Annotated in this window: 10 protein-coding genes and 1 pseudogene; 5 read left to right on the top strand and 6 right to left on the bottom strand. The window is 55.3% G+C overall.

What is annotated here, in order from left to right; genetic code table 11:
* Positions 1–258 (top strand): annotated as a pseudogene (locus PL597_RS22830) (integrase); the annotation flags it as partial.
* 198 nt (positions 259–456) lie between these two features.
* Here PL597_RS22830 and PL597_RS22825 read toward each other — a convergent pair.
* The 6 genes from PL597_RS22825 to repA all read right to left on the bottom strand — a co-directional run bounded on the left by PL597_RS22825 (position 457) and on the right by repA (position 7788).
* Positions 457–1095: a Shedu anti-phage system protein SduA domain-containing protein gene (locus PL597_RS22825; protein ID WP_077768120.1), complete on the bottom strand. Its 639-nt coding sequence runs from the start codon at positions 1093–1095 to the stop codon at positions 457–459.
* A 1012-nt stretch (positions 1096–2107) separates the two neighbouring features.
* Positions 2108–2698, bottom strand: coding sequence for a hypothetical protein (locus PL597_RS22820; protein WP_012476012.1), 591 nt, complete (start codon positions 2696–2698; stop codon positions 2108–2110).
* A 120-nt stretch (positions 2699–2818) separates the two neighbouring features.
* A complete protein-coding gene (locus PL597_RS22815; protein ID WP_116979320.1) occupies positions 2819–3034 on the bottom strand; it encodes a hypothetical protein in 216 nt (71 codons plus the stop codon).
* A 1066-nt stretch (positions 3035–4100) separates the two neighbouring features.
* Positions 4101–5312 carry a plasmid replication protein RepC gene (gene repC / locus PL597_RS22810; protein WP_012476011.1) on the bottom strand — a complete coding sequence of 404 codons (1212 nt, stop codon included), beginning with the start codon at positions 5310–5312 and terminating at the stop codon, positions 4101–4103.
* A 166-nt stretch (positions 5313–5478) separates the two neighbouring features.
* Positions 5479–6486 carry a plasmid partitioning protein RepB gene (gene repB / locus PL597_RS22805; RefSeq protein WP_012476010.1) on the bottom strand — a complete coding sequence of 336 codons (1008 nt, stop codon included), beginning with the start codon at positions 6484–6486 and terminating at the stop codon, positions 5479–5481.
* Positions 6487–6579: 93 nt separating this feature from the next.
* The gene (gene repA, locus PL597_RS22800) at positions 6580–7788 is read right to left on the bottom strand and encodes a plasmid partitioning protein RepA (protein WP_234888145.1); all 1209 of its coding nucleotides are present in this window, start codon (positions 7786–7788) and stop codon (positions 6580–6582) included.
* A 382-nt stretch (positions 7789–8170) separates the two neighbouring features.
* Here repA and PL597_RS22795 point away from each other — a divergent pair, with 382 nt between their 5' ends.
* From PL597_RS22795 to PL597_RS22780, 4 genes are read left to right on the top strand one after another with little or no spacing between them, the layout of a single operon-like run.
* Positions 8171–8794, top strand: coding sequence for an acyl-homoserine-lactone synthase (locus PL597_RS22795; RefSeq protein ID WP_012476008.1), 624 nt, complete (start codon positions 8171–8173; stop codon positions 8792–8794).
* A 9-nt stretch (positions 8795–8803) separates the two neighbouring features.
* Positions 8804–9781: a P-type conjugative transfer ATPase TrbB gene (gene trbB, locus PL597_RS22790; RefSeq protein ID WP_077768123.1), complete on the top strand. Its 978-nt coding sequence runs from the start codon at positions 8804–8806 to the stop codon at positions 9779–9781.
* Positions 9771–10154 carry a TrbC/VirB2 family protein gene (locus PL597_RS22785; RefSeq protein ID WP_012476006.1) on the top strand — a complete coding sequence of 128 codons (384 nt, stop codon included), beginning with the start codon at positions 9771–9773 and terminating at the stop codon, positions 10152–10154. Before trbB ends, PL597_RS22785 begins: the two co-directional genes overlap by 11 nt.
* Entirely contained in the window at positions 10147–10446 is a 300-nt protein-coding gene (locus PL597_RS22780) for a conjugal transfer protein TrbD (protein WP_012476005.1), read from the top strand. Before PL597_RS22785 ends, PL597_RS22780 begins: the two co-directional genes overlap by 8 nt.
* The last annotated feature ends 1 nt before the right edge of the window (position 10447 follow it).

The following is a 10447-nucleotide window of genomic DNA, read 5'->3' as shown; positions in this document are numbered from 1 at the left end:
GGGCGGGCGCTGGGGGACAATTTCGCGGCGGGCGCTCGATCCGCAGTCGGTCAACGCCGTTATCAAGCAGAGGGTGGAGATGGCCGGGTTGGAGAGCGGGGAGTTTTCGGCCCATGGGTTGCGGTCAGGTATCTGGCCGAGGCGGCGAACCGAGGCATTCCCCTACCCGAGGCGATGGAGCAGTCACGTCATCGCTCGATTCAACAGGCATCCAGCAATGCCACCAGACGGTGTGGACGCGCGGCGCGCTTGTTATGAGTCTGTCAGGACCTTGGTTCGCGCAAATTCAGTTGGGGATGGAAGTCTATCTCAAACGGCACTACTCAGGAGAAGCAGCCTAACTTAGCTCGGGCTTGTGAGCACTTCTGTAATTTAGATGATGACCGTTTTCATTGTTACGCCGGGGCCGTTGTAAGATCGCGGGCTTGGCGCCTTCAGCCGGATCTCGCAAACGTTTCAGGTTACCTCTGACGGCTGGCTTGCCAGAAGAAGACGACGACGGATTGAGGCTAGTATTCCGTCAAAGGTGAAGCACGACATCCGATAACCACCAAAGGCAACATTGTTAGCACGCCAGCGAAGTCGATCAAGATCATCTGGCACGAGATCCGCATCACGCCCTACAATCAGAAGCAGGTGAATTGTCGGGCTATTCGTACCGAAAATCCGTCTGAATGCGGAAGAGTTTTTTTCTTCCGACAGCCGCCACGCCCAATCAACCAACTGCGACGAGCCGTGCTCAAATCGGTTGGACCAGTGTTTCATTGATTTTCCGGCTTCGAGCTTTGTAAAGATGCTGTATTCTCGCGCGTCCTCGACCTCGATCAATGTGAATGCATTCGCCTCAGTATCGCCAGAAGCCGCGTCGCACACGAAATCGCCAAACAAGTCGAGTTCGCTTGCCCAGCAGTTGGGTAGTTCGACAGCATTGTTTCCGTAGCCAATAGCAGCGCAGAGATGCGGGCGCTCTTTAAAAAATGGCGCTATCTGATCCCGTTCCTTGAGATGGCTCTCGGATTTAAGGAGCTCGTCAAGTTCGTCCAGGTTTTGTCGTAAGATCGAAGTATCAAGATTTAAGGAAACAAAGGATTTCATACAGAGTGGGCCTGTGCCAACCTCTCAACTCTCCGCAATCCATCGAGCTGGCTACGCCTAACGACGTCCTCAATTTTTAGATTTTCGCCCTCGAAGCGAACGAGGACTCGCAACTCGGCTCCCACCCTAAGGGAAAAGAGATCTTTCGTCCCGAGCAATAGCTTTGTTTGCTCCAGAGCTGAGGATCGTCCGCCGCGCGACAGACGTTCAACAGCGTTGACCACCTTTGCTTTCTCTTCCGATGCGAGTTGGTCGAGGTATGACCGCGCTGTAAATGTCCACACTATCTGCATCGAAGCTGATCGCCTTTCGTTCCAACTATATAGTAGTACGATCCCCCCCACCTTTCAACGTGTTCCGACCTTGGCTGCAGTGAATGGCCTATCGACAGCAGCAGGACATTCGATAGAATGTTCGGGCCGTCCACCGGGGACCTCATCGAGCGTTACAACGGCTAAGTCGTGTCCAGGGCTCGCCACGTCGTCATTGCTTACGAGCACAGTGGCCAAGACCAAGTCAAGGCGATCGTGTCGACAGAGCGGTCGCAGCGTAGGAAAGATGGCCGGGGAGGCGCCCGAATGGACGACAACATAATGGGAGTCTTGTGTCGTTTTGCATTTAATCGCAAGACTCCGCATGCGATAATTTCAACAAGATAGCGTGGCACTTAAATTGAGATTGAGCAGTTAATTTTGAGATTCAGGCTTCGATTGGCACTTAAGGTGAGATTCGTCGCCATGGAAAAGATGAATGCCGTCGGCCAATCGTCCTCAGAAAATGCTAAACCGTCACAAACGGTTATTGCCAAATCGGAAGGTGCCAGACGCCGAAAATCGCACCGAAAATCTCAAATTAAATGCCACCACCTGCCGGAACGGCCGCGTTCTTACGATTAAATGCCAAACGACACCATCAACCACCGAATTTACGAGATTCCCGCCTTAGACGCCTGCTACTGCGGGTTCAGCGGTCGCCGACCGATGCGCATACTCGTTCGTGCTAGTAATCAAACTTAGCGACTTTGACCAAATCGCCGAAGCATGAACTTCAGCCTTTCGTTCTCCTTCCGGAGCTTCACGACCATGAGGCTTCTCAGATGGCGGTTTTCAGCCTCGAGAGCGGCGAGCTCTTCATCCAAGCCGCACAGCAGCGGGGGATCGCGGCGAAGATTGAGAATTGGTGCACTTGCGGGGCTCGCTGACGGCGTCTTCTTACTCCGTGCTTTCGCTCCAGACTTCGGAGTCCATCCTGAACCCGGGCTACGCTGCTGATGCACCGAGCGCGTGGGGTCGGACGCATCGTCTTCCACAGCTTCAGACTCGATGGAAAACTCTTTCGACGACGACGTTGCGGCAGGACTATCCGGAGGGACTTCGCCGTCAATCGGAACATCCGAGTAGTCTACCACCTCGAACTTCACCGCGACAACGTCCTCCTGAACTGATGCTGCTTGAGGCAGATCAAGCTTTGGCATCACATCGTCAGCCTCTACCGCGCGGGCAACAGCCTGCAAATCCAGATCGCCCCAGATTGAGGTTCGGCGAAGTGTCTGGCGCCTGTTCGTCTTATATTCGACGATGAAATTGGATCGTGGTGTTCGCATGTTCCTAAGAAATGGAATGAGTGAGGGCGCAGAATGATCAGGATGCACGGGAATTTTTGAAACCGGCCAATCCCGAGGATTGCACGTCAAGGTGATCGAGGGATGGACACCGAAAGACCGCTAACTCATACCATGTCTCTTGCGCAGATCAGCGTTTTCGGCGCGCAGCTTCTCTGAGAGCAGCTTTCTGAGGCGCCGATTTTCTTCCTCGAGCTGGATGAATTCGGCGAGTTCGTCATCCACCGAAAGAGATGCTGCGGAAACGGGTGGCGCCGGTTGAGCCAAAGCCTTCTTCCACTGATAATGAGTCTGATCCGAAATACCAGCGCTTTTCACGGCATCTTCAAGGTTGCGCCGCCAGCGACCGTAGCTTCAATCTGACCAATCTTTTCCAGCTTTTCCTCCCCGGTAAGGCCGCGGACCTTCTGCTTCGCCAGTTTCGACGCATTCGCACGAATTTTTTCAGCCTTCGTGTTATTTCCTTTTTGAAGTCTTTTTCGGAGCAGCGGGCTCAGCTTCTGCCGCTACGGCGCCATCCTGGGTCTGGATTTCTTGGTCAGCAATTATTCATCCTCTGTACATCGCTGCTTTGTTTGCCAGCGCGATCCAAGAGTCAATTGTTCTTGCCACCTGTACGGACTAATTCCATGAATCAGATGGCACGACCCGTGATAATACAATCGATCTGAACACATAGTCGTCGGGCTTCTCCAATCTAGAAACCAGTTCTCATGTGTTCGAATCCTGTAGTGCCCGGGTTCGGTGGTTTTGCTAGCCAACACGACGCTGCTGGACATGAGAACGCATCAAAGCCATCAATATTGGTCTAAGCGAGAACTCGCCACTCCGTCAGCCATCTTCCGAGTGATCGAAGGATCGACTTGAAGAGGTTCTATTTCATTCGCTGCGAGGTCCGATCGGGATATCGACGCAGCGGAGCGTCTTTCTCTCTAGGTACTAGCCGCCACAGCACAAGTTGAGCGCGTACCGATCTCCGTGCGAACGAAACCAGGCATCAAAGCTGCGCAAGCAAAAGGCCCACCGCCTGGCAACACCGGTCTCCGGGAAAAACGCCATAAGGTACTGGCTGGGATGGCTGCATGCAGAAGGCTGCTTTCGGCGATCGCATCCAAGCTTCGCCAACATATGACTCCCCACTGTGCAACGCATCCAAATATGTGGTCGCGGAGCGTCCGCATGGATATAAGGTCTCGCATTCGCTCACGCACCTGAACGGGCCGCCATTCTGAATGGATCTGCGAAGTAAAATCGCACCTTAGAATGCTATTATTGCAACCAAGTAGCAAAAACAACAATTTAGCTTGTGGTCAGCTGACAACAAAACAAAGCGGCGGTTCAAAGGGCACTAATGTTTTTCAAGGGATATAATTTGGAACCGCGATTAAGCCCGCCTTTGTTCGCCGCCATTGGCCCGCAGCAACGCCATCAACATTGGTCCGAGAGAAAACTCGCCGCGTTTCGCCCTCGACGTCAAATCGCGAAGATATCCACCGGCCGATGTGATGTGCCCCGCCCGCTCCAGGATTGCAGCCATCATTGCGGCCGCGTTTTCAGCCCCTATTACTTCGCAGGCGTCCTGGTAGGCCGACGGGCTTACCCCCAGCATTGATCGCACGACCACGGCGGCCATCATAAGGTCCCGCCAGCTGCCGATTGCTCCGCCCGGACCATACATGGAAATCTCCGGGCATGCCCGAAGGACCATACCAAGCGGGAATGATTTTATCGATTCGGCTCTTAGTTCAACGTTTTTACTCTGCTTCGCGCCCTGCTCGTTTTCAGAGCAAGGTTCAAGTTCATTGCTGGATTCGGTATTTGAATTCTGTATGTGCTGACGGAATCCGTCATCATTGGCGTCGGATTTTCCAAGATTGACGTGCCGTTCCAATAGATTGACTACTTCTTCCTTCAGCATCTCGACTTCGTCGAGAATTCCGATTAATTCGTCCGCCCCTTTTGCCCGCCGCAGCCGTGCCATGGCTTCAACATAAAGCTCCTCGACCTTGGCCCAATCCCCGGGAACGTGATCTTCCATTGCCGCAGAGATCAATTTCCGGACATCCCGTCGGGCAATTGTGATGCGCTCTTTGACGATTTTGAGCTTGCGATTACCCTCTGCGACCTGCTGGGCCATAACCGCAAGTTCTTCTGATCGGGCCAGAAGCGGCGCAAGACTGAAGCCAAAGGCTGTCTCGATGGACCCATCTGAGCTCTTGCGCGCATAGCGTTTCCCGTTCGGGCTATCATTCCGTTGGATGAGACCTGCATCGACCAAGAGGGCCAAGTTCTCGCGTAGCGTCGTGCCGGCGATACCGTTTGCCCGTGCCGCGAGTTGGGCATTGGACGGAAACACGATAAGATTCGCTTCCTCCTTGAGTTCAGCCTCAGGGTAGAATGATAGAAGCGCGTTGAGCACTGCAAGTGCCCGATCGCGCAAACCCAACAATGATCGCGCGTCACAAGCATCGCGATAGATCTTCCACTTGTCGGCCGATTTACCCTGCCTGATGTCGGCGGATTTGAACTGTGCCGCCACTAAGGCAAGCGTCATCGGCCGCCGCCCAAACGGCGTCGTCACATTTCCACTCTGCATGTCTTTCACCCTTCAATAGGCAAAAGAAATCTGCTCACCAAAAACGGTGCCAAAGACTCTTGACTGCGATTCATGGAAATGCGATTCTCAGGCTGCTTAGACCATTGAGAGAGGCTTCCACGACGGCGACGTTTGGGGGCCTTTCTTTTGCTGTTCCTATCCTTATTTATCCTTCAGATGACGGATTTTCCTTTCTGAAGTTCGCGTAGAGCGCAGGAAGCTGCTCCATAACAAACTTTGCAAAAGTCTCGTCTCTATCTCGGTTCATTTCGATTTTGCACTGCTTGCCGCCGATGGCGAGCGTCGCGATTTGAAGCCCGTCAGCAGATTTTGCGACCAAGCGGGTGGGGGCTACAGACGGCGCCGTCACATCATCTATCTTGGACGCTCTTAGGACGACCAGGAAACGATTGTCAGAATCCCTATGTGAGAAGGATTTGTCCTGGGTGGCTTTGCGGGCCTTCTTCTCTGCGCCCGGGACTTTCAAAAGTTCTGCGAGCTCCTGCCACCTCGGTCGACCGATCTTCGGCGCACGGCCAATGGAATCAATCAACCACTGCGGAACTGCCCGAGCAACTGTTACCAGCTTTTGAGCTTCGTGTCGGTCAACAGACAAAGCCATTTGTATTAGCGACCGTTGAAAACCACCCTCGTCCAGTTTGAGTGCAAACGCCGCCCGTTCGATGAAAGTCAGGTCTTCACGAGCGGAATTCTCAATGCCCTGCGCGACGACAAGACGATCGTCATCCAGTTCGCGGACATAGGCTTTGACTTTCAAGCCGAGTTCGGCAGTCGCACGTAGTCTGCGGTGGCCGTAGGCAACCTGATATCGTCCGATCTCAGCTGGATGCGGTCGAACAAGGATCGGAATTTCTTGTCCATGATCTTTGATCGAAGTCTTAAGGACCTCCAAGACAGCCATGTCTTGGTCCTCAAACCGGTCCGCGAAGGGCGAGGGGTCGACCAATTCTGGGTCTATTTCGACTGGAACAGCTCCGTCAGCAACTTGCTGCTTGAGCTCTTCGTAATGTCTTTCCACCTCTGAGAACGTGTCTTTCAACGACCGGACCGCACCCGAGGCAACTCGCTGCACAGGCTGCTGTGCGTCATTAGAAGCGGTCTGATCGTTGCCCCCGGCAAACATTGAGCGAATGGATTGTGTACGTTTGCTCATCGTTCCGACCCTATCCAAACAACAGTTCTAGTAAGACCGTGTAGTCAGCTGACAACACACTAAGGTTTTGATTTATCAGCGATTGAGCCGCCATCATCGACCCCAGACCTTGTTTATCTGGTCGATAATTTCCAGATTCACGGCATTGATGGATTCCATTGCTCGATCATACGTCGTCCGTCCTACCGCGCCGCGCGAGAGTTCATAGAGCGACTGCTTGGTAAGACCGGCATTGGCGATTGCCGTCGACTTCCATGCGGATGCCGCCATGACGTCGATTCCGAAGACGTCACGAAGCAGCGCCACGATTTCCTGCTCGGGGACGTCGCGCGGATCATGCCTCGTAATAAGAAACCGTAGAAAGTCGTAGTCGAGCCGTCCGCCGGCTTCTTCAATTACCGACACGAGATCGGACGTCATCAAGAGGAACTGGCTCATGGATGCGACATCGACCATTTGGGGATGGACAGTCACAATCATGCCACTCGCTGCGTTAAGGGCGCCCATGGTCAAAAAGCCCAGTTGTGGGGGGCAATCGACGACAACGACGTCGAAGTCCTGTTCGACCTGATTGATTGCGCCTGCGACACGTCTGAAAAATAGATCCTCCGGACGCCCTCGATTCTGCAGCATGAATCGAGGGGTCTGATGTTCAAACTCCATCAGTTCGAGATTACCCGGGACAATGCTTATCCCGGTAAAGTAGGTGCGCCGGATAACGTCCTTCATCGTCACCCTCTGGTCGTCGTAGCGGATCGCACCATAAAGGGTCGTGTTTTCGGCAACGTCGAACTCTGGCTGATAACCGAACATTGCGGAGAGGGAAGCCTGAGGATCAAGATCAACCGCCAAGACACGGTAGCCCTGCAACGCAAGTCCTTGTGCGAGATAAACAGCAGTTGTTGTCTTCGCGGAGCCGCCTTTGAAATTTGCGACCGTGATCACCTGAAGTTTTTCGCCACTGCGCCGACGTGGCCAAAATCTACTTGCTTCCTTAGGTCGAGCTCCGGCAAGATACTCACGGAGTTGATTGATTTGCTCCAAAGTGTAAGAGCGGCGACCGGCGCTTCCCAAATCTGGCGAAGGGCCGAGTCCATCGAGCGAAAGCTGGCGAAGATAGCCGTCTGACACGCCGACAATTTCGGCGACCTCGCCGGAAGTGAAAGATCGAAGCGACTTTTGTGCGGTAGGGGGAAACGCGCGCTCACCAACCGCCCTGAGTCTCGCAGACAACGCTTCCGCGCGCTGGGTGATGTGTGCGGAAGTTGATGCTCGATTAATGTGCCGGTCGATCACGTTCACTTGGGCCTCAGGTTTCAGACGGTTTATTAGCGTCAGACGCGTTATTGCCGTCTCAAGATAACGCATGATTCTGGCAATGCCGCAAGGGAAATAGCGTTAACAGAAGGTTAACGACCGCAGATCCACCTAACACACAAAATCCGGATTTATTATCTAATACAACCTGTTAGCATACCAGACCGTCAGCTATGTTCATGATTTGTCTTACTGTGAATCCTACAATCGTAACCCAAAGGAGACGACACGGAATCCGCATTGTCGTCCAGCTAAAGCAGACTCACCACCGCGACTCAGCTGGATCTTACCTTGTAGAATCCTACAACTACTCACCGTGTCCAAACCGTGCTGAGTTCTCCGCCGAACAACGACGACGGAGAAATTCATGCAGGTTCTCGCGATCTCAACACCGAAAAATATTCAGGAAGCTGAGCTTATCCACCGCCATCACGAGCTACGCGCGCGGGTCTTCGCCGACCGGCTAGGCTGGGATGTCGAAGTTATCGACGGCGTGGAATTGGATGCTTTCGACACTCTGATACCGACTTACATCCTCGCAATTTCCGACAGTCGCCAGGTAGCAGGATGCGCGCGGCTGCTTCCGGCGCCTGGCCCCACAATGGTGGCCGACGTCTTTCACTCACTCCTTCCGAATGGCCGGTTGAACGCCCATTCCGCGATGATCGAGAGCTCCCGTTTTTGCGTCGATACGGCGCTCGGCGAGGGCAGGGGAGACGGATCCGTCCATGAGGCGACGCTGACCATGTTCGCCGGCATCATCGAATGGTGCATGTCGAACGGTTTCACCGAAATCGTCACCGTCACTGACCTGCGTTTCGAGCGGATCCTCGCGCGCGTCGGGTGGCCCCTTCAGCGCTTGGGCGAGCCCAGGAAGTTCGGGGTGACGATGGCGGTCGCGGGAATCCTACTCGCCGACGCCAGTACATTTCAAAAGCTCCGTCCCGCCAACTATCGCTCTGAATTCACCTCCCTCAGCAAGGCAGCGTAGGAGAAATCCGTGAACCAGCTTCGCTCTCACCCTCGGCTTGTGCGTAAACTTCAGGAAGCACTCGGTGACCAGCTCTGCGTGGCGCTGGACGATGCAACAGTCGTCGAGATCATGCTCAATCCGGATGGAAAGCTGTTTATCGAACGCCTCGGACATGGCGTTGCGCCCGCCGGCGAAATGTCCCCGGCCGCGGCCGAAATGGTGATCGGTACTGTCGCGCATGCACTGCAGTCGGAGGTCGATACCGAACAGCCGATCATCTCCGGAGAGCTGCCGATCGGCGGTCACCGCTTCGAGGGACTGTTGCCTCCCGTGGTCGCCAGGCCTGCTTTCACGATCCGGCGCAGGGCATCGCGCCTCATCCCGCTCGAAGATTACGTCCGGACCGGAGTGATGACCGAATACCAGGCCGCGACGATCCGCAGCGCGATTTCCGCGAGGCTCAACATCATCATTTCCGGGGGAACGGGCTCGGGCAAGACGACGCTTGCGAATGCTGTGATCGACGAGATCGTGAAAAGCGCGCCAGAAGATCGGCTCGTCATTCTGGAAGACACCGCCGAAATTCAATGCACTGCCGAGAACGCAGTTCTGCTCCATACCAGCGATACGATCGACATGGCACGGCTTCTAAAGAGCACGATGCGCCTGCGTCCTGATCGGATAGTTGTGGGCGAGGTCCGCGACGGCGCTGCCCTGACCCTGCTCAAGGCTTGGAACACCGGTCATCCGGGCGGCGTGGCGACCATCCACTCGAACACCGCCATGTCGGCGCTGCGCCGTCTTGAACAGCTGACGGCCGAGGCAAGCCAGCAGCCGATGCAAGAGGTGATCGGGGAAGCCGTCGATCTCGTGATCTCCATTGAGCGGACGCCGCGCGGACGGCGCGTTCGCGACGTCATCCAGGTCGAGCGGTTCGTCAACGGTCAATACGAGGTCGAATCCGATCAGCTCACAGAAGAACAGGAAGCGCGCCATGTCGCATAGGAAATCATTCATCGCCGTCGCGCTCTTGGCGGCGCCCATCGTTCTCGCCTCGGTCGCGCCGACCCTTGCCAGCTCCGGCGGCAGTCTCCCGTGGGAAGGGCCGCTGCAGCAGATCCAGGAGTCGATCACCGGCCCGGTCGCGGGTGCGATCGCGCTTGCAGCAGTCGCCATCGCCGGCGGCATGCTCATCTTCGGCGGCGAACTGAATGATTTCGCGCGGCGACTTGTATACGTCGTTCTCGTCGCCGGCATCCTCCTCGGCGCCACCAACATCGTCGGCCTGTTTGGCGCAACCGGCGCCTCGATAGGACTGACGAGCGAACAGCTCACCACGATTGGATCGGCCGGAGGCGGGGAGGGAACTCATGGCTAATTCCCCATCCGGCCTGCAGCGCAACCGCATCCACCGTGCACTGTCGCGTCCAAACCTGCTGATGGGCGCCGACAGGGAGCTTGTGTTGCTGACCGGTCTCGCCGCCGTCATCCTGATCTTCGTGGTGCTGACGGTTTATTCGGCGCTCTTCGGAATCGCCGTCTGGGTCGTGATCGTCGGGCTCCTCAGAATGATGGCGAAGTCCGACCCGTTCATGCGGCAAGTCTATATCAGGCACATTTCCTACAAGCCCACCTACAAGGCGACGACATCGCCTTGGCGCCGGTATTGAG

It is taken from the genome of Agrobacterium sp. ST15.13.013 (assembly GCF_027956525.1).
Classification (GTDB): Bacteria; Pseudomonadota; Alphaproteobacteria; order Rhizobiales; family Rhizobiaceae; genus Agrobacterium; species Agrobacterium salinitolerans.
Note: the sequence above shows the minus strand (reverse complement) of the source record. Positions and strands in the feature narration are given on the sequence as shown.

Bases quoted from the DNA above. Each gene is read 5' to 3' on its own strand.
- PL597_RS22785 (WP_012476006.1), top strand. From the start codon at position 9,771: ATGTCGCATAGGAAATCATTCATCGCCGTCGCGCTCTTGGCGGCGCCC.
- repC (WP_012476011.1), bottom strand. From the start codon at position 5,312: ATGCAGAGTGGAAATGTGACGACGCCGTTTGGGCGGCGGCCGATGACG.
- PL597_RS22780 (WP_012476005.1), top strand. From the start codon at position 10,147: ATGGCTAATTCCCCATCCGGCCTGCAGCGCAACCGCATCCACCGTGCA.
- repB (WP_012476010.1), bottom strand. From the start codon at position 6,486: ATGAGCAAACGTACACAATCCATTCGCTCAATGTTTGCCGGGGGCAAC.
- PL597_RS22825 (WP_077768120.1), bottom strand. From the start codon at position 1,095: ATGAAATCCTTTGTTTCCTTAAATCTTGATACTTCGATCTTACGACAA.
- PL597_RS22795 (WP_012476008.1), top strand. From the start codon at position 8,171: ATGCAGGTTCTCGCGATCTCAACACCGAAAAATATTCAGGAAGCTGAG.
- PL597_RS22820 (WP_012476012.1), bottom strand. From the start codon at position 2,698: ATGCGAACACCACGATCCAATTTCATCGTCGAATATAAGACGAACAGG.